General features: G+C 44.0%; 24 protein-coding genes. 9 read left to right on the top strand and 15 right to left on the bottom strand.

Features of this window, described 5'->3' with window-relative positions; translation table 11 throughout:
• Nucleotides 1-56: 56 nt before the first annotated feature.
• Nucleotides 57-188 carry a hypothetical protein gene (locus NI465_RS16695; protein ID WP_005104169.1) on the bottom strand — a complete coding sequence of 44 codons (132 nt, stop codon included), beginning with the start codon at nucleotides 186-188 and terminating at the stop codon, nucleotides 57-59.
• A gap of 189 nt (nucleotides 189-377) precedes the next feature.
• Here NI465_RS16695 and NI465_RS03435 point away from each other — a divergent pair, with 189 nt between their 5' ends.
• On the top strand, nucleotides 378-1187 hold the full coding sequence (locus tag NI465_RS03435) for a lysophospholipid acyltransferase family protein (RefSeq protein ID WP_004645956.1): 810 nt from the start codon (nucleotides 378-380) through the stop codon (nucleotides 1185-1187).
• A gap of 36 nt (nucleotides 1188-1223) precedes the next feature.
• Here the strand turns inward: NI465_RS03435 and NI465_RS03430 are convergent, their stop codons facing one another.
• Nucleotides 1224-2858 carry a phospholipase D family protein gene (locus NI465_RS03430; protein WP_253144308.1) on the bottom strand — a complete coding sequence of 545 codons (1635 nt, stop codon included), beginning with the start codon at nucleotides 2856-2858 and terminating at the stop codon, nucleotides 1224-1226.
• 101 nt (nucleotides 2859-2959) lie between these two features.
• Here NI465_RS03430 and NI465_RS03425 point away from each other — a divergent pair, with 101 nt between their 5' ends.
• On the top strand, nucleotides 2960-3970 hold the full coding sequence (locus tag NI465_RS03425; RefSeq protein WP_044111688.1) for a metallophosphoesterase: 1011 nt from the start codon (nucleotides 2960-2962) through the stop codon (nucleotides 3968-3970).
• 24 nt (nucleotides 3971-3994) lie between these two features.
• Here NI465_RS03425 and NI465_RS03420 read toward each other — a convergent pair whose 3' ends face one another.
• The 3 genes from NI465_RS03420 to trhA form a co-directional block, all read right to left on the bottom strand.
• Nucleotides 3995-4396, bottom strand: a complete 402-nt coding sequence (locus NI465_RS03420) for a hypothetical protein (RefSeq protein WP_005106122.1) — start codon at nucleotides 4394-4396, stop codon at nucleotides 3995-3997.
• Between the two features lie 132 nt (nucleotides 4397-4528).
• The gene (locus NI465_RS03415) at nucleotides 4529-5836 is read right to left on the bottom strand and encodes an MFS transporter (RefSeq protein WP_004281697.1); all 1308 of its coding nucleotides are present in this window, start codon (nucleotides 5834-5836) and stop codon (nucleotides 4529-4531) included.
• Nucleotides 5837-5978: 142 nt separating this feature from the next.
• Complete coding sequence (gene trhA / locus NI465_RS03410) at nucleotides 5979-6623, bottom strand: PAQR family membrane homeostasis protein TrhA (RefSeq protein ID WP_044111690.1); 645 nt, start codon at nucleotides 6621-6623, stop codon at nucleotides 5979-5981.
• A 102-nt stretch (nucleotides 6624-6725) separates the two neighbouring features.
• Between trhA and NI465_RS03405 the strand changes: the two genes are divergently transcribed.
• Nucleotides 6726-7949, top strand: a complete 1224-nt coding sequence (locus NI465_RS03405) for a class I SAM-dependent methyltransferase (RefSeq protein ID WP_044111692.1) — start codon at nucleotides 6726-6728, stop codon at nucleotides 7947-7949.
• Nucleotides 7943-8374: a GNAT family N-acetyltransferase gene (locus NI465_RS03400; protein WP_004645950.1), complete on the top strand. Its 432-nt coding sequence runs from the start codon at nucleotides 7943-7945 to the stop codon at nucleotides 8372-8374. Before NI465_RS03405 ends, NI465_RS03400 begins: the two co-directional genes overlap by 7 nt.
• A 69-nt stretch (nucleotides 8375-8443) precedes the next feature.
• Here NI465_RS03400 and NI465_RS03395 read toward each other — a convergent pair whose 3' ends face one another.
• The 4 genes from NI465_RS03395 to NI465_RS03380 all read right to left on the bottom strand — a co-directional run bounded on the left by NI465_RS03395 (nucleotide 8444) and on the right by NI465_RS03380 (nucleotide 13509).
• Nucleotides 8444-8788: a hypothetical protein gene (locus NI465_RS03395; RefSeq protein WP_005266035.1), complete on the bottom strand. Its 345-nt coding sequence runs from the start codon at nucleotides 8786-8788 to the stop codon at nucleotides 8444-8446.
• Between the two features lie 160 nt (nucleotides 8789-8948).
• On the bottom strand, nucleotides 8949-11084 hold the full coding sequence (locus NI465_RS03390; RefSeq protein ID WP_044111693.1) for a 3-hydroxyacyl-CoA dehydrogenase NAD-binding domain-containing protein: 2136 nt from the start codon (nucleotides 11082-11084) through the stop codon (nucleotides 8949-8951).
• Between the two features lie 11 nt (nucleotides 11085-11095).
• Complete coding sequence (locus tag NI465_RS03385; RefSeq protein WP_044111694.1) at nucleotides 11096-12301, bottom strand: acetyl-CoA C-acetyltransferase; 1206 nt, start codon at nucleotides 12299-12301, stop codon at nucleotides 11096-11098.
• A gap of 197 nt (nucleotides 12302-12498) precedes the next feature.
• A complete protein-coding gene (locus NI465_RS03380; protein ID WP_004645946.1) occupies nucleotides 12499-13509 on the bottom strand; it encodes an AraC family transcriptional regulator in 1011 nt (336 codons plus the stop codon).
• A gap of 213 nt (nucleotides 13510-13722) precedes the next feature.
• Here NI465_RS03380 and NI465_RS03375 point away from each other — a divergent pair, with 213 nt between their 5' ends.
• From NI465_RS03375 to NI465_RS03365, 3 genes are all read left to right on the top strand, one after another.
• Nucleotides 13723-14844 (top strand): CaiB/BaiF CoA transferase family protein, encoded by a 1122-nt coding sequence (locus NI465_RS03375; RefSeq protein ID WP_044111696.1) that lies wholly within the window; start codon nucleotides 13723-13725, stop codon nucleotides 14842-14844.
• A 254-nt stretch (nucleotides 14845-15098) separates the two neighbouring features.
• Entirely contained in the window at nucleotides 15099-16742 is a 1644-nt protein-coding gene (locus NI465_RS03370; RefSeq protein WP_180086467.1) for a nitrite/sulfite reductase, read from the top strand.
• A complete protein-coding gene (locus tag NI465_RS03365; RefSeq protein WP_180086465.1) occupies nucleotides 16735-17220 on the top strand; it encodes a DUF934 domain-containing protein in 486 nt (161 codons plus the stop codon). The genes NI465_RS03370 and NI465_RS03365 overlap by 8 nt, the downstream gene beginning before the upstream one ends.
• A gap of 65 nt (nucleotides 17221-17285) precedes the next feature.
• Here the strand turns inward: NI465_RS03365 and NI465_RS03360 are convergent, their stop codons facing one another.
• The 3 genes from NI465_RS03360 to NI465_RS03350 form a co-directional block, all read right to left on the bottom strand.
• A complete protein-coding gene (locus NI465_RS03360) occupies nucleotides 17286-17735 on the bottom strand; it encodes a VOC family protein (protein WP_044111699.1) in 450 nt (149 codons plus the stop codon).
• A 159-nt stretch (nucleotides 17736-17894) separates the two neighbouring features.
• Nucleotides 17895-19070 (bottom strand): thiolase family protein, encoded by a 1176-nt coding sequence (locus NI465_RS03355; protein WP_044108383.1) that lies wholly within the window; start codon nucleotides 19068-19070, stop codon nucleotides 17895-17897.
• Between the two features lie 111 nt (nucleotides 19071-19181).
• Nucleotides 19182-19703, bottom strand: a complete 522-nt coding sequence (locus NI465_RS03350; protein ID WP_044108385.1) for a GspH/FimT family protein — start codon at nucleotides 19701-19703, stop codon at nucleotides 19182-19184.
• 376 nt (nucleotides 19704-20079) lie between these two features.
• Here NI465_RS03350 and omp38 point away from each other — a divergent pair, with 376 nt between their 5' ends.
• A complete protein-coding gene (gene omp38 / locus NI465_RS03345; protein ID WP_180086463.1) occupies nucleotides 20080-21129 on the top strand; it encodes an outer membrane protein Omp38 in 1050 nt (349 codons plus the stop codon).
• Nucleotides 21130-21232: 103 nt separating this feature from the next.
• Nucleotides 21233-21766, top strand: a complete 534-nt coding sequence (locus tag NI465_RS03340; protein WP_184412456.1) for a peptidase C39 — start codon at nucleotides 21233-21235, stop codon at nucleotides 21764-21766.
• A 52-nt stretch (nucleotides 21767-21818) separates the two neighbouring features.
• Here NI465_RS03340 and NI465_RS03335 read toward each other — a convergent pair whose 3' ends face one another.
• The 3 genes from NI465_RS03335 to NI465_RS03325 all read right to left on the bottom strand — a co-directional run bounded on the left by NI465_RS03335 (nucleotide 21819) and on the right by NI465_RS03325 (nucleotide 25753).
• Nucleotides 21819-23282: an amino acid permease gene (locus NI465_RS03335; RefSeq protein ID WP_184412454.1), complete on the bottom strand. Its 1464-nt coding sequence runs from the start codon at nucleotides 23280-23282 to the stop codon at nucleotides 21819-21821.
• Nucleotides 23282-24316, bottom strand: a complete 1035-nt coding sequence (locus NI465_RS03330) for a methyltransferase (RefSeq protein WP_184412452.1) — start codon at nucleotides 24314-24316, stop codon at nucleotides 23282-23284. The genes NI465_RS03335 and NI465_RS03330 overlap by 1 nt, the downstream gene beginning before the upstream one ends.
• 66 nt (nucleotides 24317-24382) lie before the next feature.
• Complete coding sequence (locus tag NI465_RS03325) at nucleotides 24383-25753, bottom strand: uracil-xanthine permease family protein (RefSeq protein ID WP_243475094.1); 1371 nt, start codon at nucleotides 25751-25753, stop codon at nucleotides 24383-24385.
• Nucleotides 25754-25820 lie beyond the last annotated feature (67 nt).

Raw genomic sequence — 25820 nt, 5'->3', positions numbered from 1 at the left:
AACTTTAGTGTAGTTGAAAAAGGGCTGAGCAGATACTGAATTAGCGCGGCTTTGGTTTAAAGTGCGCTGATAAACAGTTGTGCAAGTGTTACCAGTACCACGGCATAGATGAAGGTGCCGCCCAAAATATATTTGAGCACTTGTAAAGGCGGAGGTGTGTCGTTCGCGGGCTGGGTTTGATCTGGCATGGCTACGATCCTTTTCAATCTAATATTTCGATAGTTTTATTTTGAATGATTTTTTAATCCAATTAAAATTGAAGATATAGATGCTATTGGTCGATTTTTATTATCAATGCAAGTTGCGAATGAACAGTATAGAATGAGTTTAATTCGTGGATATTCCCTGTATCTCGCTTAGGATTTAATGACGTTTTTATGAACTCAACTGTACAAAACCAGACTCCAGATATCGAAGGCTTGGCCAAGTTTTTTCTGTATAGCCGGAAAATTACCGCCTCATTGGCCACCATCAGTGAGGGGTTCTATTTGGTTTTTCGTCATGGCTTATATAAAAATCCGAATAACCCGACCAATACTCGCTATGTGCAACATTTTTGCCGCCAGTTATGCAAAGTATTCAATATCGAAGTGCGGGTACATGGCGAGATTCCGCGTGAACCCGCCTTATGGGTCAGTAACCATGTGTCCTGGCTCGATATTGCAGTTCTGGGTTCAGGGGCACGCGTATTTTTTCTGGCGAAAGCAGAAATTGAGAACTGGCCAATTCTAGGCAAATTGGCCAAGGGTGGTGGCACCTTATTTATTAAACGTGGTTCAGGAGATTCCGTCAGGATTCGTGAACAAATTACCGGTTTCCTGAAACAGAATATTCCGGTGCTGTTCTTTCCTGAAGCGACGACTTCTGATGGGCGAGCCATCAAAAAAGTGCACGGCCGGATTTTAGGCGCCGCGATTGAAGCGCAGCGTCCTGTACAAATCTGTCTGATTTGTTATGTGAATCAGCAGGGTGAACTGGATATGGTTGCGCCGTTTGTCAATGACATCAGTTTTGCTGCCCATGTCAAAAAAGTACTGGAAATGCCGCAAGTCATTGCACATTTAGTGGCTTTACCTGCAATTGCCACGGAAGGGCATACGGTTGAAAGCCTTACCCGTGTGGTCCAGGAAAAAATGCAGACTGGCCTAGTTGAACTTCAGTCACGGGTATTAAAAAAGCCTCAATAAGAGGCTTTTTTATGGTTTTTGTTCAAAGAATCAAACTTACATAAAGCCTTCAATAGGCAGCCACGACACCAGTTTAAGTCCAGCTTTCTGATACCATTTCATTTTTGGTTCTTTGGTAAACGTTTGAACGTCACCATTGGCTTTCTTGATTTTCCAGTTAATGTTCTGATTCGCATCCAGCACCAGTTTATACGCATATTTGCTTAAATTTTTGTCCATGGTGTCGTGTACTGCACGTGCCAAAGACGGACTGTTCAGCAACACGCCAATTTCAGTATTCAAATAAGCTGAACGCGGATCAAAGTTAAAAGAACCAATAAACACCTGTTTTTGATCCAGTGCCATCAGTTTGGCATGCAGGCTGGAACGACTCAGTCCTTTCAGGCTGACTTTAGCTTTTTTCGAAATTTCCTCAGTATTGGCATTTAGGTGATTAGCTTCTGGCGCTGCCAAGAACTCATACAGCTGCACCCCATTTTCCAATAGATCCTGACGATATTTGGCATAAAAGGCATGCACCACGGCAACGTCGTTGGCCTTAAAAGAGTTGGTCAGGACGCGAACCTTGATATTCTCATTCGCCAGTTTCTTTAAACGGTCTGCACCAATTTTTTCCGGAACAAAATAGGCAGAGACAATATCGACACTTTGTTCAGGTTTTTCCAGACGCTGTAATAACTGGAAATTCAGGTGTTCTTCGGTTTTGGCCTTGGCCTTGATTTTGCTCGGTGGATCTTTGACTACTTCGGCTTCCACCCAATCCAGCTGAATGTTTTGTTCCAGCCATTGGTCAAAGGCTCTGGAACGATTGGCCAGATCCAGATAATTTTGAGTGGCTGGATCCTGACTATGGGTTTCTAGCTGTTGTTTTAAGCTTGGAAAACGTAAGCCATGATGCCGTGGATTCACCACCTCTTGTACCGGATAGGCATAATCATCATTCCAGTATTCATCGAAGGAATGAATGATTTCATCCGATGCTGCACCGACCAGCATCACATCGACATCAGAGAACTGATAGCTTTCACTGACATTATAATACTGGTTACTCATATTGCGCCCGCCAATCAAGGCAATCTGGTTATCAGCAATAAAGCTTTTATTGTGCATGCGGCGGTTAATGCGCTTTAAATCCAGCACCATGTCCATGGCGCGGTATTTACGAAAGCGATAGGGATTATACAGTTTGACATCGATATTTTGATGCTGGTTTAAGGCCAGATAAATCCCTTCCATTTTCTTGGCATTATTGTCATCCATCAACAGGCGCACTTTTACGCCACGATCTGCTGCCTGAATAATCGCATGCAGGGCGAGGGCACCGATTCGGTCGTTATCCCAGATGTAATATTGCAGATCCAGACTGCGTTCCGCTTTATTAATCAGCTGAATCCGAGCAGCCAGTGCTTCAAGCGGATCATACAGCACGCGATAACCAGTCAACCCGATGTTCTGATCACGTAAAGGTTCAACAATTTGTGCCAGGCTGGTTTGCGATGTATCCGTTTCAAATGCCATCTGGCTTGGCTGTTCGGTTTGCTTGGGTAAGGTACTACACGCAGGCAGACCCAGAACCAGGCTACAGCTCAGTAAAATGCCAGCTTTATAGCGATGAGTGCGGATAAAACCTGAGGATTGAAGGTGAACTTGATCGCGGGGAGCAGTGGCCATATAAGTCGAAGAATGAAAAATTAGAATTGAGTATAATTGCCAGCTATGAAAAGATAAATATAAAGCCAGTAATCTGCTGCTCGACTGAATAAGGCCAATTTATGTGGGATTCGAATTCCGTACTGTTTTATTTTTATCTGGGGATGGCGATTTTAGCCATCTGGGCTGTGGCTCAGGCATGGTCGAGCCAATCACGTACCGAAACCATTCATCCCTTTAAAGCTTTTGGTCATTTGCTGGCGTTTTATCTTGCCTATTTATTAATCCCTTTGTTTTTCTTCAGTATTTATGCTGGATGGACGGGTTATTATTCACTGCATGAAGCCATTTTTGTATTTTTACTCAGTGGGGTTTTGACTTATGCACGCTTTATCGAGCCGCATTTAATTCAAGTGAAAACGACACAATATCAGATCAATGCAGATAAACGTTTAAAGCAGCCGGTGAAAATCGCCCTGATCGCAGACTTACATATCGGTCTTTTTTCGGGTCATGAGCGTCAGTTGCGACAAATTGTACACAAATTAAATCATATTCAACCTGATTTGGTGGTGGTTGCTGGCGACTGGACTTACGAGCCAGAAAATAAACTGGCACAGGAACTGGCGGTTTTAAAAGAGATTCACGCTCCGGTCTATTCAGTCAATGGTAATCACGATGAGCAATATCCCGGACCGCCGATTCGAGAGTTATTGCACTATGCATTGCAAGTCAATCAGGTCATGGATATTGAAGGTCAAATTGTCGAATTTGATGAATTCCGACTTTTGGGCGTAGGCGACCTCTGGGCTGGTAAAGCCGATATGCGCAGTTTGCCAGACTTGCCTCAGGACAAGCCTTGGGTCATTCTTTCGCATAACCCTGATACGGTCGATATGATTCCGAAACTGCCGACGCGCCCTCTGATGCTGTCTGGACATACTCATGGCGGACAGGTGGAACTGCCTTGGCTAACTAATTACGTCATGAAAAAGGTTTCAATTTTGGGACATAAAAAGGGTATGTATCGTCATGAACATGCAGATGTGTTCGTGACTGTTGGTACCGGCTTGGTCGGTGTACCTTTCCGTTTCCGGGTGCCGCCTACTATTGATATTATTGAACTGATTTAAATTTAGTCGGCGTACTGTACTGTATTAACTGATGATCCAGACCAGAATCAGCAACACCACTGCGACGGCCGCCATCATCCAGATTTTCTTTTCGATTTTTCGGGTTGGCACATTTTCACGTAATTGTTGCGCAGTGATTTCAGCTTCTGTCGGTGTACTCAAGCTAGGATGGGTGGGGATTTCCAGTGGTGGTGTCACCAGGTCAATATCACCGGCATCATCACTAAAGCGTGGACCTGTACTCTCATGCTTCATGACCACATCATGTTCCCGCACAATTTCATCAATCACTTGCAGTGCCTGAGCTTCATCCAAGGGTGTATTCTCGGTGATATAGCGAACAGCTTCTAATTTTTTATCATCTTCCAGCAAAATAATGATATTGACCAACTGCTCCTGCGATAGGTATTCAATAAGATCCTGCATGGCCTTGCCTCATTTTTTGAATTGAGTTCATTTGATTGTTGAGCAAATTTAACGAGATAAGTAGCCGAGTTTTGTTGTGAAATCATAAAAAAAGCCAGCATCGAGTGCTGGCTTTTGAATCGATCTAAAACCTTAGATCTGATTATTTACATCATCATTCTTGGTTTCACGAATCAGCAAAAACGCGACAAGCGATAGGATAGATGCTGCGGTCAGGTAATAACCGACTGCAGACAAACCATAGGCCGTTGCCAGCTTGGTTGCGATTAGCGGTGCAAATGATGCACCGAAGATGCCTGCCAAGTTAAAGGTCAATGCAGAACCCGTGTAACGTACTGAAGTCGGGAAGATTTCAGACAATACAGTACCGATTGGCCCATAAGTTAAGCCCATAATCGCCAGACCAATACACAAGAACAGGAACACCACCAAGGTGCTGCCAGATTCAAGCATATCTGCAAAGAAGATACCGAAGATCGCAGAAATGACACATACCGCAATCGAAGTGGTCTTACGGCCAAATTTCTCAGCCAATACTGCTGAAAGCGGGATAAAGGCAGCAAAACACAGGGTCGCAACTAACTGCAATTGCAGGAATTCTTCACGAGAATAACCGAGTTGTTTGGTTCCCCATTGCAATGCAAATACCGTAGTAAGGTAGAACACAACAAATGTACAGATTGCAGCAATCGTACCCAGAACTAGCATACGAGAGTGCTTTTTGAACACTTGAACAAAAGGAACATTTACTTCTTTTTGTTTATCTAGCACTTTCTGGAAAGCAGGCGTTTCATGCAGTTTTAAACGGATCCATAAACCGACAATTACCAACAAGGCACTTGAGATAAACGGAATACGCCAGCCCCAAGCCATAAAGTCAGCTTCAGACATGAAAGCGCCAAGCGTCAGGAAAGAACCTGTTGCCAGAATAAAGCCGATCGGAGCACCCAGTTGCGGGAACATGCCATACCAGGCACGTTTGCCTTCCGGGGCATTTTCAGTTGCAAGAAGTACCGCACCTGACCATTCACCACCCAGACCCAAGCCCTGACCTAAACGGCACAGTGCAAGTAACAGTGGCGCAGCAATTCCGATTTGCGCATAAGTTGGCAATAGACCAATCGCAACGGTTGAAATCCCCATAGTCAGCAAAGCTGCAACCAAGGTGGCTTTTCGTCCGATCCGGTCACCTAAATGACCAAATAATGCTGCACCAATCGGACGGGCAATAAATGCAATGGCAAAAGTCGCAAGAGACTGAATGGTTGCGGTCATCGGATCTGTACTGGTAGGGAAAAACAGATACGGAAAAATAATGACAGCAGCGGTGGCATAAATATAAAAATCGAAGAATTCGATTGTAGTGCCTACCAAGCTTGCTGTTAAAACGCGAAATTTTGAATTTTGTGCTGGCTGAGCAGCAGAATTAGACGACGCCATGGAAAACCTTACACTTACTAAAAATAAAAAAACTTAGTTTTAAAAGCGTAATCTTTTTAAAAAAGGCGTAATTTTTTAAAAAAACAACTGCAATCTTCTCGCTTCAACTCGCTCAGGGTCACTGAAATGAAAAAGGAGATGATTAAATCACGTAAAGATAGATAGACAGAAAATGTGATCCTGCGCCTATCAATACAAATATGTGCCAGATAGCGTGGGTATATCTTACTCTTTTTAAAGCGTAAAACAATGCACCCACGGTATAAGCGAGTCCACCAATGATGAGAAAGGTTAAAGATTGAACACTTAAATATTGCTGCATATCATCAATCACCAGCAGCGCCAGCCAGCCCATGGCCAGATAAGCCGCTAAAGAAAGTTTCTGGAAACGATGAATGAAAACGAACTTGAAAAGTGTACCAAGAAGGGCAATCACCCACAGTGCAATCAATAAATACTGGGCTTTGGCGGTCGGAATGGCAATCGATAGGAAAGGGGTATAAGTTCCGGCGATTAAATAATAAATCGCAGTATGATCGATTTTTTTATAAAAATAACGGCGGTCTGCCGCAGTGGCCATGTGATAGAGCATAGAAGCAGAAAATAACAGAATCATGCTCAGCGCATAAACCCACAGTCCAATCCATTGTCCAGTACTCAGGTAAGACCCTTTAATAATCAAAAGAATACCAGCAACAATGGACAGTCCGGCACCTACACCATGACTAATATAGTTAATTCGTTCCTCATTTTGATCATAATCTGGAACCAGTGGAGCATTCTGCATGATTGTCATTCTTCTTCAAATATACACTTGTATAGTAATTCAATTTTGCTTTTAGGTTAAGAAGATTTAAACTTGATGCGCAATTCATTTCAGGTTTTATCTATGTCAACGTTGACAACTCTCTCAGATCAGGAACAGCAATTCTTGGACACCTTTCAGCAAGCTGTTGAAAGGGATCAATTTGATCGCCTGATCTTAAGCCAGTATAAAGGTGAACTGCAGGATTTAGAGAAAATGACCTTGCGAGTCATTCCATTAAATGAACAGCGCGTATTGAGCTGCCTGTATCGTTACAAGACCCAGGATGTCACCAAAAATTATCCTTTAGATGAAGCATTATTCCAGGTTACTTCACTACTGGCGTGTTGCAAACAGGCCAATCTGATGACAGTAGATGAAGAATTACAGCTGAAAAAAAACAAGAAAAAAGCCATGTTAACGCGTAGCAAACATAAAGCCGCGATGAATCAGGTGAAGCCTGCTGAACAAGGCCATGACCGGATTAAACAACGTTATGTCGATCAGGACAGCATCTTTCTCCAATATCTCGGTATTACCGATCAAAAAGCGCAAATCATTCCGAGCATGGCGCGTAAATGGAAGCAGATTAATAAGTTTGTAGAAATCTTCTCAGGTGCATTGGCACAGATTAAGCCACAGGCTGAAGGCCTGCGCGTGGTGGATTTTGGTTCGGGTAAGGGCTATCTGACTTGTGCTTTATATGACTATATGCAAAAACATGGTCAAACGCCGTATGTCACCGGGGTAGAGCTTAATCCGAAAATGGTTGAATTCTGCCAGAATGTCGCGCAGCAATCTGGTTTTGATCAGCTGGACTTTTTCCAGGGGGATGTCCGTACTTATGCACCGGAACGTCTGGATGTGATGATTGCCTTACATGCCTGTGATGTAGCAACAGATTTTGCGATTCATAGCGGGATTCGCCTGAATGCGCAGATGATCATGTGTGCACCGTGTTGTCATAAGGAATTGCGTCCGCAGTTGCAGGCGCCAAAAGTCCTCAGCCCGATGTTACAGTTTGGTATTCATGCCGGACAGCAGGCAGAAATGTTGACCGATACCATTCGTGCTTTACTGCTCAAAGCTTATGGTTATGAAACCAAAGTTTTTGAATTTGTGGCGCTGGAACATACCAGTAAAAATAAAATGATTCTGGCGACAAAACGTAAAGACTATCAACAACCTGATCAGGCGGTTCTGGCACAAATTCAGGCCTTAAAAGAGATGTATGGTATCCAGAAACATTCACTGGAATTGTTGCTCAATGACCAGTGGGATCAGCAGGGAATTGGTTCTAAATGCTAAACAACCCAGAACTGAAAATAGTGTCCGGCAGCTGGAAAGCTTTGGCAGTGTATGCCAAAGCGATTCGTGAAGCCGTGTTTATTCAAGAACAGCATATTGCAGCTGAAGATGAGTGGGATGCTGAGGATGTGGTTGCTGTACATTTCATTGTTTTTCAGCAGGATCAGGCGATTGCTACAGCACGCTTATTGTCAAATAACAGTATCGGTCGGGTTGCAGTCCTAGCAACAACACGCGGTTTAGGTGTTGGTCAGCGCTTGATGCAGGCCGTGATTGACTATGCGCGTGCAGAGCAGCGTGAGTTGGTCAAGCTATCTTCGCAAGTGCATGCCATTGGCTTCTATCAAGCGCTGGGATTTGAAGCTCAAGGTGAGGAATATCTGGATTGTGGTATTCCGCATATTGATATGTATTTAAAACTTTAATTTTCAGCCCTTCAAATACAAAAAAGCGAGGCATTGACCTCGCTTTTTGATGCATAGCCTGAATTTGAATTAGTGGCCATGCGCTGCATTTGAGCTGTGCTCGGCATTATCCATATTGGCATGTTCTTCAGCTGACATATTGTGTTCAGCGGCTGTCGTACCTGGATGACCATTGGCAGCTTCACGTGCTTCACGATCTGCTTGTGCTTTGGCAATGGCTTCTGGAGACATCGTTGGTGCATTTTTAAAAGCGTGTTGCTGGGTAGTCTGTTTATTTTGCTGGCTTGGCATGTAATCCGGTTCATTACTTATCGCGAGCCAAAAAATAAGCATGAATAATCCACCTAAAATACAGAAGATGATAAGTGCTTTCCAACCCCAAGGAGATTTTTCAGGTGAACTGTGATCAGTCATAGGTCTTACCCACGTGGATATCAAACTTATGTAACTTTATAACATAAATTGATCAAAAAGCAGATCGAAATCTGTCATCAGATGAGTCTATCCAGTGCATGAAGCAAATCCAGAAGATAAAAAAGAGGAAACACGTTCCTCTTTTATTTAAGTGCTCAAGTTATTGAATCGGCTGAGCGTGTGCTGCGCGATCTTTGAGGAGTTGTGGAGCTTTGAAGCGTTCACCATATTTATTTTCAAGTACTTTGGCACGGGTCACGGCTTTGGCTAAACCATACTGATTCAGGAATTGTACTGCACCGCCCGTCCAGGCGGCAAAGCCGATGCCAAAAATGGAACCGACATTGGCATCAACGACAGATTCCAGGACACCTTCTTCCAGACAGCGCACGGTATCCAGTGCCTGTACAAACAGGAAGCGGTCAATCATTTCCTGTTCAGAAATATCGTTGTCTTTTTTCCAGTGGCTGAGACCAGACCAGAGCTGCTTTTTGGCATCGGCTGGATAATCATAAAAACCTGCGCCTACAGCCTTACCTTTACGGTTAAACTCGTGAATCATACTGTGAATCACCTCATCCGCAGGTGATTTAGTGATGGTCTGATCCTGTGCTTCTAAAGCTTTGTATCTTTCATTGGCCACATGTTCAGACAGAGTCAAGGACACTTCATCCTGAATCGCCAACGGGCCTACCGGCATACCGGCTTTGAGAGCTGCCATTTCAATTCGTGCCGGATGTACGCCTTCTGCCAGCAGACGCAAGCCTTCCTGTACAAAGGTGCCAAACACGCGGCTGGTAAAGAAGCCACGGCTGTCATTCACCACAATCGGTAATTTGCCAATCTGCTGCACGAAATCGAAAGCTTTGGCCAGCGTTTCTGCCGAGGTATTTTTACCTTTGATAATTTCGACTAGCTGCATTTTATCGACCGGACTGAAGAAATGCAGGCCGATAAAGTTCTGATCATTTTTTGAAGCCTGGGCTAATTCTGTGATCGGCAGGGTCGAGGTATTCGAAGCCATCACCCCGTTGCTGATAAGATATTGCTCTGCCTCTTGCGTGACTTGAGCCTTGAGCGCGGGATTTTCAAAGACGGCTTCAATGATCAGGTCACAACCCGCTAGATCTTCATTCGATGCAGTTGTTTGAATCAGGCTTAAAAACTGATCTCGTTTCTCGGCTGATAAACGCCCTTGAGCGACTTTTTTATCCAGCAGTTTCTGGCTATAGGCTTTGCCTTTTCCAGCCGCTTCTAATGAAATATCTTTCAGAACTACTGGAATGCCTGTGCTGGCAGTGGCATAGGCGATCCCAGCACCCATCATGCCTGCACCTAAAATACCGACTTTAGTGGCTTTCCACTTTTCAATATCTTGAGGGCGACTGGCACCGGACTTGATTGCATTCAGACCATGCCAGAAAGTGCCAATCATATTTTTAGAAATTTGACTGGTCGCCAAATAAGTAAAGTAACGCGATTCAATGGTCAGGGCAGTATCGACATCGACCTGTGCACCTTCTACCGCAGCCGACATGATCGCTTCAGGCGCAGGATAACAGCCTTTGGTTTTATCGCGCAGCATCGCCGGAGCAATTGCCAGCATCTGGGCAACTGCTGGTGTCGAAGGGCTACCACCCGGAATTTTATAGCCTTTTACATCGAATGGCTGCTGAGATTTTGGATTGGCTTTGATCCAGGCAATGGCCTTTTTCAACAGTTCATCGGTACTGTCTGCGACCTCATGAATCAGCCCTAAAGATTTAGCTTTATCGACTCCAAACTGTTTGCCTTCCATTAATAAAGGAAAGGCATTTTGCAGACCGAGCAGGCGGACGCTACGGACGATACCACCGCCACCTGGTAATAAACCCAGTGTGACTTCAGGCAGGCCAAATTTGCTTTTAGGGTCATTCAGGGCAATACGATGATGGGCACACAAGGCAATTTCCCAGCCACCGCCGAGCGCCGTACCATTCAGTGCAGCAACGACAGGAATACCGCGAGTTTCGATATAGCGTAGTTTGGCTTTCATCTCTTCAATCATATTGAAGAATTCAGTTGCATGTTCAGGAGTGGCTTGAATCAGTTCGTCCAGATCACCACCAGCAAAGAAAGTTTTTTTCGCTGAACGGAAAATAATCCCGGCAATATCTTCATCGGCTTGTAACTGGGCAACGACTTCATCCAGTGCCGTGCGAAAGTCGGCATTCATGGTATTGGCAGACTGGTTTGGAGAATCAAACGTTAAAATAACAATATTATCTTCATTTTTTTGATATTGAATTGCGCTCATTATTTTTCTCCTTATACCAGTTCAATAATGGTTGCGATGCCCATACCGCCACCTACGCAAAGTGTAGCCAGACCCCGCTTTTTGCCTTGGCGTTCTAACTCGTCCAATAACGTCCCTAAAATCATCGCACCAGTCGCACCGAGTGGATGTCCCATGGCAATTGCACCGCCGTTGACATTCACCTTGGCAGGATCAACCTTCATTTCATTGATAAAGCGCATCACCACGGCAGCAAAGGCTTCATTGACTTCAAACAGGTCAATATCATCAATTGTTAAACCGGCTTTCGCCAAGGCCTTACGAGCAGCCGGGGCAGGGCCGGTCAGCATAATGGTCGGATCTGCACCGACCAATGCCGTCGCCAGTACTTTGGCACGTGGCTTCAGACCTTGTTCTTTTACTGCTTGTTCCGATGCGATCAAAACCACAGCCGCACCATCGACAATGCCTGAGGAATTCCCGGCATGATGCACATGATTGACAGCACCGACTTCAGGATATTTTTGCAGGGCAATTGCATCAAAGCCCATTTGCCCCATAGTGGCGAAACTTGGATTGAGTTTACCTAAGCCTTCAGCGGTCGTTATCGGTTTGATGAATTCATCTTTATCCAGAATCACTACACCGGCTTTATCTTTTACTGGAATAACGGATGCGTTGAAGTAACCATTGGCTTGAGCGGCAGCTGCTTTCTTTTGTGATTGTTCGGCAAACTGGTCTACTTCTGCACGGCTATAACCGTCAATCGTGGCAATTAAATCTGCACCAATACCTTGTGGAATAAAGTCACAGGCCATATTGGTCTCAGGGTCCAGTGCCCAAGGACCACCGTCAGAACCCATCGGCACGCGGGACATGGATTCGACTCCACCTGCCACAACCAGATATTCCCAGCCAGAGCGGACTTTTTGTGCGGCCAGATTGACAGCTTCCAGACCGGAAGCACAAAAACGGTTAATTTGCACACCCGCTACATCATTATCCCAACCAGCAGCGATGGCAGCCGTTTTGGCAATATTGGCGCCCTGATCACCAATTGGGGTGACACAACCGAGCACGATATCATCTACTTTTGCGGTGTCAAACTGATGACGAGCCTGAAGTTCGTTGAGTAAGCCAGTCAGTAATGAAATGGGTTTTACCTGATGTAAAGATCCATCTTTTTTGCCTTTTCCGCGTGGCGTACGAATGGCGTCAATAATATATGCCTCGCTCATAGCATGTCCCTTTTATTGATTTGATGAAAATTATTCTAATGACTCGAGTGTAATACTTAATTTTTGAAGTGCAATGACGAGAACGGGTCAGATCATTTGAGCGATTTAGCCAATTTTAGCTATAAAAAAGCCTAAGCTAAGGCTTAGGCGGAGAGAACTGGTTTTATTATTAAATGCTCTTTTGCGGCACCACTTGATTAATGATAGCCATGCAACTGACGATACAGACCCGGGGTTACACCGGTCCATTTCTTGAAGGCACGGTGGAAAGTACTGGTTTCACTGAAACCGACCTGTTGTGCGACATCTTCAAGGGTCAGATCCGGATTAAGTAACAGGTGAATTGCTGCATCACGGCGCAAGGCATCTTTTACGCCTTGATAGCTTTTGCCTTCGGCTGCCAGACGGCGGCGCAAGGTTTGCGGTGATAGATAAAGCATCGACGCGACATCGTTTAATGTTGGCATTTCTTCGCCAATCTGGCTCTTCAGCACATCACGAATACGTGAAGTCAGTGAGTTGGTATTTTTGAATTTCACCAGCAGTTGGGCCGGCGCTGCTTTCAAAAATTCTTCCAGAGTTTCTTCATTCTGGCGAATTGGCAAATCCAGATAATCCGCAGCAAAAGTGATCTCGGTGCGTGGCATATCGAACTGCATTACCGGCGCAAAGAATAAGGCATCATATTCATCGGCATGGTCTGGACGAGGGTAGCTAAAATGCACGCGTTCCAGTGGCAGGCGACGCTCAATGAGCCAAGACGCCAAGCCATGCCAGATCATCAGCATGCTTTCAGTAATGAAATGATCCGGATCCATCGCATTTGGAATCAGCGGAACCAGACGTGCTTCGTGTTTGTCGCGTTCCAGGGTCACCGACCAGTCATCACCAAAGAGTTTGTAGAACTGGGAAGACAGTTCCAGTGCATCACCCAGAGTTTTGGCATGAATGATCAGCTGGCACATGATCGCAAACGTACCCAGACGGCGTTGCTGTTTGTCAAAGCCGACATGCTCGTCCTGGGTTACCATCCACAACATTTTAATAAAGCGGGTATATTGTTCAGGCGAAATACGCGCTTTGGGCTGATGCAGCAATTCTGCTTCAATCCCGACGTGAGACAATAAAGTATCGACATCCATGCCCAGACGCTTAACGCCAGATAAGGCTGCATTGACGAAGTGGATACTGATCGTATCACGACTCATGTTTAATCCTTCAGTCTCTTTAATGTTCACTAATAATTGACCTAAATGACGAAAAATAATAAAGCAATGGCAATTTACAAGAATACCTTTGCCATTTTCTTACATATTAGATTGCCGAAACTATCAAGGTAAATGGCTGAACATGACATTGTTTTTATGCATTTATGTGCCTAAGATGCTGAAAAAAGCAATATAAGTAGAGCAAATACTCCAATGTCATATGTATTAAAAGGATTGAAAATCCTAGATTTTTCTACACTTTTACCCGGCCCGTTTGCCACATTATATCTTGCTGATTTAGGTGCAGAAGTTGTGCATATTGAATCACCGACCCGACCGGACCTGTTGCGATTAATGCCACCCTTTGCCAATGGACAAGCCACTTCACAGAGTTATCTGAATCGAAACAAGCAATCGGTTGCACTGGATTTGAAAGATCCTGTGAATATCGAACTGGTTAAATCCAAGATTGCAGATTATGACATTGTGATTGAGCAATTCCGTCCCGGGGTGATGCAACGTCTAGGCTTAGATTATCAAACCTTAACCGAAATTAATCCAAAATTGATTTACTGTTCCATTACCGGTTATGGCCAAACTGGCACATATAAAGATAAGGCAGGGCACGACATTAATTATCTGGCTTTATCCGGAATTGCCGGACACAGTGGCCGGATTGAAAATGGTCCACCTGCCTTGGGAATTCAGGTTGCCGATGTTGCGGGTGGTTCCATGCATGCCGTGATTGCGATTCTGGCCGCGGTGATTGAACGTCAGCAAAGCGGAAAAGGGCAATATATTGATATTTCCATGACCGATTGCGTGGTGACGATGAATAATCTAGCGGCTTCTGCCAGTCTGGCCGGTAATCAGCATCAACGGCCTGAATCAGGGTATCTGAATGGCGGTACTTTTTACGACTATTATGAAACCCAGGATGGGCGTTATCTATCGATTGGCAGTCTGGAACCACAATTTATGCAGGGGCTGGCACAGGCTTTAGAGCTGCCGATTCTTCTGGAAAAAGGCGCCTCTTATACCGCTGAAGATCATGCTGCGGTAAAACAAGCGATTCAGAATAAAATCAAGACCAAGTCATTAGCTGAATGGCAAATGCTGTTTGCAGCGCTGGATGTCTGTGTCGAACCGGTGCTCAAACTTGAAGAAGCTTTGTATTCTGATCTGGCCCAGCAGCGGGGATGGGTTGTACAGGTGCCACTCAAATCCAACAGTCAGCAGACCGAAGCACAACTGGCTTGTCCGATTAAATTTTCACGTTCCACGATACGTTATGAATTTGTAGGGCAGCAATTGGGAGAGAGCCAAAATTGGTAGAATTTTTAAAGTATTAATAAGATAGTTAACCGAAGTTGAGAAAATTTTTCCTATATGAAAATAAGTAATAATGATTGAAGAATTTAATCATTATTACTTTAAATTTAATCGAATGCTGTAAATACTGAGATCCGTGAAACTTTGGTAGGCTTATCAATAAAACCGCTATGAAATATGTATAAAAAGCATTTTATTGATAGGTTCAATCTCGCTATCCTTGCCGGCGATATAATAGAAACTACTAGCTGTACGCCATGTATTTATATACTGATTTCGATCAGCAACTGATTAATGAACGTGTTGCACAGTTCCGTGACCAAACGGAACGTTATTTAGCCGGTAAACTCACTGAAGATGAGTATCGTCCGCTTCGTCTGCAAAATGGTCTGTACGTACAGCGTTATGCGCCAATGTTACGTATTGCCGTGCCATATGGTTTGATGAACTCAAAACAACTTCGTAAAGTGGCTGATTTGGCAAAAGAATATGACCGTGGCTACGCGCATATTTCGACCCGTCAAAACATCCAGTTTAACTGGCCTGCGCTGGAAAATGTGCCGGATATGCTGGCTGAACTGGCCACTGTGCAAATGCATGCGATTCAGACTTCAGGTAACTGTATCCGTAATACCACGACGGATCAGTATGCCGGTGTGGTTGCAGGTGAAATTGCCGATCCGCGTCCGACTTGTGAATTGATCCGTCAATGGTCAACCTTCCATCCGGAATTTGCTTTCTTGCCACGTAAATTCAAGATTGCAGTCTCTGCACTTGAAGAAACCGATCGTGCAGCCACTGCATTCCACGATATTGGTGTGTATATCGTGCGTAATGAAGCAGGCGAAATGGGCTATAAAATCAAAGTCGGTGGTGGTCTCGGCCGTACGCCAGTGATTGGTAGCTTTATTCGTGAGTTCTTGCCACGTGAAGACCTGATTGCTTATCTGGAAGCAGTGCTTCGTGTGTATAACTTGCATGGTCGTCGCGACAACAAATATAAAGCGCGTATCAAGATTCTGGTAAAAGCCTTAACACCAGCAGTATTTGCCGAGAAAGTTGAAGCTGAATTTGAGCATACGATTAAAACACTGAAAATCGATGCAGACACCTTGGCGAAAATGGATGAGAACTTCACGCCATTTGACTACCAAGATTATGCAGATGAAGATTTCACTGAACTATTTGCACAATATCCAAAATTCAAACAGTGGTTCAACATCAATACCAATGCACATAAAGTGAAAGGTTATCGTATCGTGACGATTTCACTGAAACGTGCCGGGATTGCACCGGGTGATGTCAGCACCGAAGAAATGAACCTGATTGCAGACCTTGCCGATCAGTACACTTTCGGTGAGCTGCGTACCACGCATGAACAAAACATTTCCCTGGTCGATGTCCCACAAAAAGATTTGTTCGCTGTATGGCAAACCCTTGACCAAAACAACCTGGCACGTGCGCATATCGGTTTCTTGACCGACATTATTTGCTGCCCGGGCGGTGATTTCTGTTCATTGGCGAATGCGAAATCTATTCCGATTTCTGAAGCAATTTCACGCCGTTTTGATGATCTGGATACGATTTACAATTTAGGCAAACTGGATCTGAATATTTCAGGTTGTATGAATGCTTGTGGCCATCACCACGTTGGTAACATCGGTATTTTAGGTGTAGACAAGAAAGGTGCAGAATTTTACCAGATCACTTTAGGCGGTAATGCCGATCATGATGCTTCAATTGGTGATATTCTTGGCCCATCATTTGCAGCCGAAGTCGTACCGGATATCGTAGAAGAAATTCTAAATACTTATCTTGACCTGCGTCAGGAAGATGAAGAGTTTATCGATACTTATCGCCGTGTCGGCATTCAACCATTTAAGGAGCGTGCATATGCTTAATACCGCACTTCAAGTGCTCTCTAAAGATGGCACGATTGCAGACAATACCTATCAATTGATGGGTGAAGATGGTGTATTACCCCAAGGTGATGTAGTTCTGACTGTGGACCAGTTAGATCAGATTGCCAATATATCAGGTAAAAAAGCATTGTACTTAACCGTCGATGCTTCTCCTGAAAACCATGAATTTCCATTAGATCAGCTCGATGCAATCTTTATCGAGTTTGCCGGTTTTAATGATGGCCGTGGTTATTCATTTGCAGCACTTCTTCGCCGTCAGGGTTTCCAGGGTGAACTACGTGCCACCGGTGATGTGTTCAAAGATGTGCTGAATTACATGAAGCGTTCTGGTTTCGACACTTTCGTGATTAAAGAAGGTAAAGATATTCAGGAAGCCGCTGCAGGTTTGAATGATTTCAAAAATCCGTACCAGGCATCAACTGCGGTTGCACAGGCACATTATCAAACAGGTGCTTAATTTAAATTAAGTTGCTGTCAAAAAGCCGGATTGATTCCGGCTTTTTTATATCTTGATAAAAACCTTTAATTTTCTTCAAGTTGACAGTTGATCATCCAGTGAATTCCAAACTGATCGCTAAAGGCAGCATAAAGTGCGCCCCAAAAGGTCTTTTCTAGCGGCATCTCAATTTGACCATTCACCGATAAAGCATCAAAGAGTCGTTGTGCTTCAGCTTGTTCGCTGGCATCTAAGTTAATGGAAATATAGTGGTTATTACCTTGAATGAAAACGGTATTGTTTTGTGCACAAAATTGATCATTCGTATCGGATGCCATCAGTTCTGTAAATTCGTTAATGGGAAGTGAGATATGCAGGATTTTATTTTGATCCGCTTCCGAGAGTGTGACACCTTCTTCAGTTGGCATTTCACCATAACGACTCAGACTTGAAAATTCGCCTCCAAAAACTGATTTATAAAAGTTAAAGGCTGCTTCAGCCTGACCTTGGAAATTGAGGTAATGATTCAGTTGCATGGGAGAACTCCCTTTTTATTTTGCTTGCTTTAATCTACGCCACTTTGCGGTATTTTGCGCGAGCAAGCTTTATCAAAATGTAAGCGAAAAAAATCCTCCAGATCAGGAGGATTTTTAACTCCCTCTCCCTATGGGCGAGGGATGGGGTGAGAGAATAGGTTAAAGTAATTCAATCGCCACAGCTGTCGCTTCACCACCACCAATACACAGGGCTGCAATCCCTTTTTTTCCACCGGTACGTTTTAGTGCATGAATCAAAGTCAGGATAATACGTGAACCGGTTGAACCCACAGGATGACCGAGTGCACATGCACCACCGTTAATGTTGACTTTTTCAGGATCCAGCTTGAACTCATCGATTGGACACATGGTGACCATGGCAAAGGCTTCATTGATTTCCCAAAGATCGACATCAGAAGCGGTCCAACCCGTTTTATCCAGTACTTTTTGGATTGCACCGACTGGAGCAATGGTAAATTCAGATGGATGTTGCGAATTTGAAGCATAAGCAACAATTTTGGCTAAAGGATTCAACCCTTTTGCTGCTGCATTATCAGCCGAGGTAATTACTAGAGCTGATGCGCCATCTGAAATCGAGCTGGCATTAGCCGCCGTAATCGTACCGTCTTTAGCGAAAGCAGGACGCAAAGTTGGAATTTTATCGATGTTGGCATTAAATGGTTGCTCATCTTTATCAACAACCACATCGCCTTTACGGGTTTTAACTGTTACAGGCACGATTTCATCAGCAAAGTAGCCTTCATTGACCGCAGTTTGCGCACGCTTTAATGAGCGAATCGCAAAATCATCCATCTGCTCACGGCTATAACCTTTGGTATTTGCCATATCTTGGGCAAATGAACCCATCAAACGACCTGTTTCAGCATCTTCCAAGCCATCCAGAAACATATGGTCCTTGATTTCACCATGGCCCATACGGAAACCGCCACGTGCTTTTGGCAAGATATAAGGCGCATTGGTCATGGATTCCATACCACCGGCAACCACGATATTTGCAGAACCTGCTTTAATCATGTCAGCAGCTTGCATGACGGCTTTCATGCCTGAACCACATAATTTATTAATGGTCACAGCACCAGTAGAATCTGGAAGACCAGCTTGACGCATCGCTTGACGTGCAGGGCCTTGCTTTAAGCCTGCCGGAAGGACACAACCCATAATGACTTCTTCAATATCTGCTGGTTGCAGACCCGCACGGGCAATTGCTTCTTTAATGCTGACCGCACCGAGTTCTGTAGTAGTTACACTTGCAAGACTCCCCTGGAAGCCACCCATGGCTGTACGTGCACCATTGACAATTACGATGTCAGTCATTGTTCTCTCTCCGTATGAGTTTTAATCAATTTTTTCAAACTTAAGCAGTATATTGAAAAAAACTCAGGATTGAAGCGTTAATCGCAGCGAAGCATAAACTGGATAGTTCTGTTAGCAAGACGAGAGACTTTCAATCCTGATATGGCCCATTTTGCTGAGTACAATACGCTGTTGGCTAGAAAGATGGGTAGAACAATAATAGAAACTACCATTTGAACCAATCGGCAAGGCAGTATGCGCTTGATAAGTGACACTCGGTAAACTCAAAGTTCCTCGCCAACTTAGGTTACCGTATTTGAGGTTCAGTGCATCAATATGTAAAATTTGTTCGTCTACATCCACTTGCCTGTTTTTATTTTTATCAATAAAAACCAGCATGTTCTTGTTCCATTGATTGGCTTGGCAACTGAGAGAATCTTGGCTCGGGCAGATTACAATATTTTGATGAAACACTGCAGCCTGGCTGCGTGCATAGCGATTAATTTGAGATAATTTGATCGGAATATTTTTGGCTTCCTGTTTAGATCGATATTCATGGAAGTACGGTAGAGCAATACTGGCCACGATTGCAATTATTGCAATACAGATAATTAACTCAACAATAGTAAACGCTCTTATTATTTTTTTATACATAGAGTTACCTGATTTATATATTATTTTTATAATAATGGTGTTATTAATTATATGTTTTTTATGCTTTATTGAGCATGTAAATCAATGCTTACTGAAGTCTCAAGAAAGCTGTTAAAATAAAATTGGCAATCAGAATAGGGTATTCGGAATAAAAAATTGAGTAAAAAGTTACCGAATTACAACGGAAATTGTAAGTAATTTTGTCAATAATTTACTTGATTAAATTAATCAAGCACTTGGAAAAATAATAAAGTGTTTGTATGATGCCATGTGAATAGCTTAAGAATAATACTGGGGTAATAAAAAGCCTATCTCAGGATGGCCTAATTACGGGCTTGAGCTTGAACAACAATTGTTATCTCTGGAGGATAAATCCATGAAAATGAGTCGTATTGCTTTAGCTATGCTTGTAGCTGCACCTTTTGCTGCTGCCAATGCAGGCGTAACTGTTACTCCGTTGATGTTAGGTTACACCTTCCAAGACACCCAGCACAACAATGGCGGTAATGATGGTGAGTTAACAACTTCTACTCAAATGGATGACGATCTATTTGTCGGTGCAGCACTTGGTGTGGAACTTACACCTTGGTTAGGTTTTGAAGCAGAATATAGCCAAGTTAAAGGTGATATGATCGATCAAGCAGGTGCTGAATATAAAGGTCAAAATATCGCAGGTAATTTTTATGCGACTTCTGACGTATTCACTGGCAACTATGACAGCAAAGTAAAGCCATACATGCTTTTAGGTGCTGGTCATTATAAGTATGAATTTGATAACGAGTTAGGTCGTGAAGGTCGTGGCCTTGAAGAAGAAGGTACTTTAGGTAATGCAGGTGTTGGTGCTTTCTGGCATATCAACGATGCATTGGCGCTACGTACCGAAGCACGTGGTACTTACCACTTTGACGAAAAATTCTGGAACTATACAGCACTTGCTGGTCTTAACGTAGTTCTAGGTGGACGTTTGAAACCAGCTGCTCCAGTGGTAGAAGTTGCTCCAGTTGAGCCTGTAACTCCGGTTGCTCCAGCTCCACAAGAGTTGACTGAAGACCTGAACATGGAACTTCGTGTGTTCTTTGATACCAACAAATCAAACATCAAAGATCAATACAAACCAGAAATCGCGAAAGTTGCTGAGAAGCTAGTTGAATATCCAAACGCTACTGCTCGCATCGAAGGTCACACTGACAACACTGGTCCACGTGCATTGAACGAACGTCTATCTCTAGCGCGTGCTAACTCTGTTAAATCTTCACTTGTGAACGAATACAACGTTGATGCATCTCGTTTGTCTACTCAAGGTTTTGCTTGGGATCAACCGATTGCAGACAACAACACTAAAGAAGGTCGTGCTATGAACCGTCGTGTATTCGCGACAATCACTGGTAGCCGTACTGTTTTAGCTGAACAACCAGTTGCTCAATAATTCATTATTGAACACTCATTAAAAAGGCAGCTCTTCGGAGCTGCTTTTTTTGTGTCTGTATTTTGACTACACTTAGCCTGTTAAGATGTCGTTGAGTAAAAATATGAGTGTCGAAATTCCTGAAGACTTGCAAAATCTGGAAGCCAATAGCGGAATTTTTTCGATTTGGATGATTTTTCATCATTATGGGATTGATCTGCATATTCCGGACTTGGTTCAGCTCTGTCGCCATGATCCCGAGATGGGAACTTCAACTATTGCCCTTGCTGTTGCTTTGCGGACCTTAGGACTGGATGTCACTTTTTTTAGTGAATATGATGCAGACAAACAGCCGGTTGAGCTTGAGTTTTATCAACAAGCTGAGAAACTTAAAATACCTGTGGAACAGCGTGTGATCTTTTATGCAGAGATTCAGCAGCAGGTTGAAGCGGGCTGCTTCGTGATAGTGTTCTACGACACCTTAGACGGGGTAGGCAATCATTCACTGATCTATACAATCGATGAGAACGAAATCAGTTTCTTTGACAGTTTTGATGCTATGCCAGCCCAGGTATTTGAGCAGCAGCGTCAAGCAGAAGGAATTTGCCAGCAAGTGATTGTGATTGATGATCGCAATTTTGTGATGCGTCATAGTTAATTCAAGAAATAAAAAATCAGCCCGTAAGCTGATTTTTTTAATGAATAATTTTTTATTCCTGATCAAGTTTCATCGGCTGCACATCCATCTCTTGATAAGAGACCAGTTTGGTTTTTTTCTTCCATTTGTAGCCGAACCAAATGGCTAGGAATAGCGGAATACTGATATAGGTCGATAACACACCCATCCATTGACCGGACAAAACATCCTGATAGTTCTGTCCAAGGACGACAATCGCACAGAGGATAAACGCAAACCAAGGGGCGAAAGGAAAGAATTTAGCGCGATAAGCCAGATCTGCGAGTTTATATCCTTGTGCCAGATAACCTTTACGGAAACGGTAATGGGAAATGGCAATCCCGAGCCAGACAATAAAGCCACACATCCCTGACATGTTTAGCAGCCAGTTAAAGACTTCCTGTTCACCAAAGAAAGTGGTCAGAAAGCACAGAGCTGCGATTGCAGTCGTGGCATAGAGTGCATTCATTGGCACACCACGCGGGTCCAGACGCGCAAACATTTTAGGTGCACTACCTTTACGCGCCATATCAAACAGCATACGAGTAGACGAATACATGCCGGAGTTACCCGCAGATAGAATGGCTGTCAGGATCACTGCATTCATGATACTGGCGGCAAAGGCAAAACCGGCTTTTTCATACAATAAGGTGAATGGCGAAAGCGCAATATTATCTGTTGCAGCGGCTTGTAATAAACGTGGGTCATTATAGGCAATCAAGGTACCGATAATGAAAATACACACGATATAAAATAGAAGGATACGCCAGAAAATTTGTTTGATGGCCACCGGAATAGTTTTCTTTGGATTTTTCGATTCACCTGCCGCCACACCGACCATTTCGGTACCCTGGAAGGAGAATCCGGCAATCATCGCCACGCCAATTAATGCCTGGAAACCACCGACAAAGGGTGCATCACCAATGCTCCAGTTGGCAAATGCTTCCGCACCTGGAGTCAGCATGATCTTCACGATCATCCAGATCCCGATGATGATAAAGGCAATGATCGCGAGAACTTTAACCAGAGAAAAGAAAAATTCAGATTCGCCAAAGCCTTTTACTGTCAGGGCATTAATCCCGAAAATAATGGCAAGGAAAATGGCGCTCCAGTACACGCCCGGAATATCTGGAAACCAGAATTTCATAATGAACTGAACGGCAACCAGCTCAAAAGCCACGGTAATGGCCCAGTTGTACCAGTAGTTCCAGCCCAGAGCGAAACCAAAACCACCTTCGACATATTTGGTGCCGTAAGTGAAAAATGCACCTGAGGTCGGGTTGTGTGTGGCAAGCTCGCCTAGACTGGTCATCAAGAAATAAATCATGATACCAATCAGTACATATGCAAGTAGTGCACCGCCTGGTCCAGCGTTGGCAATGGTCGCCCCTGAGGCCAGGAATAAACCTGTACCAATAGATCCGCCAATGGCGATCATATTCAGATGACGAGCACCCAGCTTACGCTGCAGCTGCATCGTGTTTTGCGTTTCGCTCATCATGATTCCTTAACATTTTTTTGAGTGCTGGCGAAGAGCACTTTAAAGCCTTGTTGATCTGCTTTTACTGTGCAGCGACCAAAGTTTTGTTCAATCAGGGTCGGGTAGTTCAAGAAACGGTTGGCTACGATCCAAAGCTCACCGCCTGATTTTAAATGACGACGTGAGGTTTTACACAAGGTTTCGCTTGCCGTGTAATCAGTTTCGATTCCCATATGAAAAGGCGGATTACTGACAATGGCATGCAGGAACAAGGGTGCATCCTCAATACCTGTAACCGCTTTGATTTCAATCTGTTCAGGAGTGAGCTGGTTTTCTTCAAAGGTCATTTGTGTAGAAGCCAATGCAAAGGCATCAACATCCATGGCAAAAATCCGGTTTTTCGGATTCAATTTTGCCAAATACGCACTAATTACACCTGCGCCACAACCAAAGTCAGCGATTTTACCTGAAGTGACTTGTGACAAATAAGGTAATAGTGTGGCAGTTCCCACATCCAAACGGTTTTGACTAAAGACGCCTGGAAGTGCACAAATATTCAGGTCACCATTTGGTGTCGATACGGTATAACGCTGTGCCCAGTCTGCAAGTGCTTTTTTCTCGACCGTATGGTCTAGAACCAATTGCCAAAGTTGGCAATGACGCGCGCTGTCGAGTTTGAGTGTTTTACCAAAAGGCTGCAACTGTTTGGCTGCGCGCTCTATCCCGCCTTTCTTTTCACCGACCAGGAAAATACTGCTACCCCGTTTAAGCTGCGCTGCCACATTATGCAGCAAATAATTCAACAGTTCTTTAGACTTGGGTACAAAAATAACCGCCTGATCAAACTCAGCTTCAGGCATCTCTGCACCAAAATGCACATCTGCTTGTTGTGACTGGAAATATTGAAAATCGTTAAAATTCCATGTCCAGACAGCGGGATTGATAGAGGCATCGAATTCAGCGAGCAGATCATCTGTTGGTGCATTAATCAGTAGGATGCGACCCGACAAAAAATCATATTGTCTTAATAAAACTTCGCTTTTAGGATCCATAGGTATCTCTCCAATATAAAGAACACTGCCTAAGCCTGACCTAGACAGTGTTCTTTGGACATGAAATTACTTCTTTGTTTCAGGAAGTACAACATTAAGAATAAGGGCCGCGATACCACCAGTGGCAACGCCTGAGCTAAAGATATTACGGAACAACTCAGGAAGATGCTCAAGAATTTGTGGAACTTGTGCAACACCTAAACCCAGTGCCAGTGAAATCGCAATAATCAGCAAGGCGCGACGGTCCAGATGAACACCAGACAGAATGTTAATACCAGATGCTGCAACTGCGCCAAACATGACCATGACTGCGCCACCCAGTACCGCTTGCGGAACGGCCTGAATAATACCAGCAACTGCAGGCAGCAAACCAAGAATAACCAGCAAAGCAGCAATCCAGATGCCGACATAACGACTCGCTACGCCCGTCAACTGAATCACACCATTGTTCTGTGCAAATACCGAACTTGGGAAGGTGTTAAAAATACCGGCAAGGAATGAATTCGCGCCATTCACCAGTACACCACCTTTAATGCGCTTCATCCATTTTGGACCATCAACTGGCTGGTTGGAAAGCTTTGAAGTCGCAGTGATATCACCAATCGCTTCTAAAGACGTCACCAGGTAAATGAATGCCATCGGAATAAACAGGCTCCAGGAGAAGCTTAAACCGAAATGCATTGGGGTTGGAATCTGTACCAACGGTGCATCTTTTAGACCAGAGAAATCCAGATGCCCCATAAAGCCCGCCAGAACATAACCACAGATTAGGGCGATCAAAATGGCAGAACTTTTTACCCAGGTAATCCAGATACGGTTCAGAATAATAATCAACGCCAAGACGGTACAAGACATGATCAGGTTGTCAGCATTGGCAAAAGTTTTATCGCTCATGGCCTGATAACCACCGCCCATACTGATTAAACCTTCTTTAATTAAGGTCAAACCAATCAGCAGCACGACAATCCCGGTCACCAGCGGTGTAATCAGTTTTTTGATCCAAGGCAGAATTTGTGACACGCCCATTTCAATAAATGCACCTGCAATCACCACACCAAAAATAGAAGCCATGACTGCTTCTACAGGTGTGCCTGCAGCCACCATAGCTGAACCAATACCAATAATTGGACCGATGAAGTTAAAGCTGGTTCCTTGGACAATCAGCAGACCGGCACCAAAAGGTCCGACTTTTTTAGACTGTAAAAAAGTCGCGATGCCCGAGATCACCAAGGACATGGATAAAATCATGTTGGTGTCTTCTTTGGAAACACCAAGCGCCAGACAAATTAGCAGGCCAGGGGTCACAATCGGGACAATAATTGCCAGTAAGTGCTGGAATGCAGCTAAAAAAGCAATCAGTGGTTTTGGTCGATCTTCGAGACCGTATACCAGGTCGAGTTGATCTTTAGAAGGAGGAGATTGATTAAAATCAGACATGTGTCAATGCAAATTAAGGCTGGGTGGCGCTATTCTAATCGAGTTACACGTCTTTACAAAATCAAAA

This window comes from Acinetobacter lwoffii (assembly GCF_024129855.1).
Classification (GTDB): Bacteria; Pseudomonadota; Gammaproteobacteria; order Pseudomonadales; family Moraxellaceae; genus Acinetobacter; species Acinetobacter lwoffii_L.
This window is presented reverse-complemented; position numbering and strand designations above follow the sequence as displayed.

Excerpts from the sequence above, each read along its gene's own strand:
- NI465_RS03330 (WP_184412452.1), bottom strand. The coding sequence starts at position 24,316 with ATGGATCCTAAAAGCGAAGTTTTATTAAGACAATATGATTTTTTGTCG.
- NI465_RS03325 (WP_243475094.1), bottom strand. The coding sequence starts at position 25,753 with ATGTCTGATTTTAATCAATCTCCTCCTTCTAAAGATCAACTCGACCTG.
- NI465_RS03415 (WP_004281697.1), bottom strand. The coding sequence starts at position 5,836 with ATGGCGTCGTCTAATTCTGCTGCTCAGCCAGCACAAAATTCAAAATTT.
- NI465_RS03365 (WP_180086465.1), top strand. The coding sequence starts at position 16,735 with ATGCTTAATACCGCACTTCAAGTGCTCTCTAAAGATGGCACGATTGCA.
- NI465_RS03420 (WP_005106122.1), bottom strand. The coding sequence starts at position 4,396 with ATGCAGGATCTTATTGAATACCTATCGCAGGAGCAGTTGGTCAATATC.
- NI465_RS03425 (WP_044111688.1), top strand. The coding sequence starts at position 2,960 with ATGTGGGATTCGAATTCCGTACTGTTTTATTTTTATCTGGGGATGGCG.
- omp38 (WP_180086463.1), top strand. The coding sequence starts at position 20,080 with ATGAAAATGAGTCGTATTGCTTTAGCTATGCTTGTAGCTGCACCTTTT.
- NI465_RS03340 (WP_184412456.1), top strand. The coding sequence starts at position 21,233 with ATGAGTGTCGAAATTCCTGAAGACTTGCAAAATCTGGAAGCCAATAGC.
- NI465_RS03355 (WP_044108383.1), bottom strand. The coding sequence starts at position 19,070 with ATGACTGACATCGTAATTGTCAATGGTGCACGTACAGCCATGGGTGGC.
- NI465_RS03335 (WP_184412454.1), bottom strand. The coding sequence starts at position 23,282 with ATGAGCGAAACGCAAAACACGATGCAGCTGCAGCGTAAGCTGGGTGCT.
- NI465_RS16695 (WP_005104169.1), bottom strand. The coding sequence starts at position 188 with ATGCCAGATCAAACCCAGCCCGCGAACGACACACCTCCGCCTTTACAA.
- NI465_RS03395 (WP_005266035.1), bottom strand. The coding sequence starts at position 8,788 with ATGACTGATCACAGTTCACCTGAAAAATCTCCTTGGGGTTGGAAAGCA.
- NI465_RS03350 (WP_044108385.1), bottom strand. The coding sequence starts at position 19,703 with ATGTATAAAAAAATAATAAGAGCGTTTACTATTGTTGAGTTAATTATC.
- NI465_RS03385 (WP_044111694.1), bottom strand. The coding sequence starts at position 12,301 with ATGAGCGAGGCATATATTATTGACGCCATTCGTACGCCACGCGGAAAA.
- NI465_RS03435 (WP_004645956.1), top strand. The coding sequence starts at position 378 with ATGAACTCAACTGTACAAAACCAGACTCCAGATATCGAAGGCTTGGCC.
- NI465_RS03375 (WP_044111696.1), top strand. The coding sequence starts at position 13,723 with ATGTCATATGTATTAAAAGGATTGAAAATCCTAGATTTTTCTACACTT.
- NI465_RS03360 (WP_044111699.1), bottom strand. The coding sequence starts at position 17,735 with ATGCAACTGAATCATTACCTCAATTTCCAAGGTCAGGCTGAAGCAGCC.
- NI465_RS03405 (WP_044111692.1), top strand. The coding sequence starts at position 6,726 with ATGTCAACGTTGACAACTCTCTCAGATCAGGAACAGCAATTCTTGGAC.
- trhA (WP_044111690.1), bottom strand. The coding sequence starts at position 6,623 with ATGCAGAATGCTCCACTGGTTCCAGATTATGATCAAAATGAGGAACGA.
- NI465_RS03380 (WP_004645946.1), bottom strand. The coding sequence starts at position 13,509 with ATGAGTCGTGATACGATCAGTATCCACTTCGTCAATGCAGCCTTATCT.
- NI465_RS03400 (WP_004645950.1), top strand. The coding sequence starts at position 7,943 with ATGCTAAACAACCCAGAACTGAAAATAGTGTCCGGCAGCTGGAAAGCT.
- NI465_RS03390 (WP_044111693.1), bottom strand. The coding sequence starts at position 11,084 with ATGAGCGCAATTCAATATCAAAAAAATGAAGATAATATTGTTATTTTA.
- NI465_RS03370 (WP_180086467.1), top strand. The coding sequence starts at position 15,099 with ATGTATTTATATACTGATTTCGATCAGCAACTGATTAATGAACGTGTT.
- NI465_RS03430 (WP_253144308.1), bottom strand. The coding sequence starts at position 2,858 with ATGGCCACTGCTCCCCGCGATCAAGTTCACCTTCAATCCTCAGGTTTT.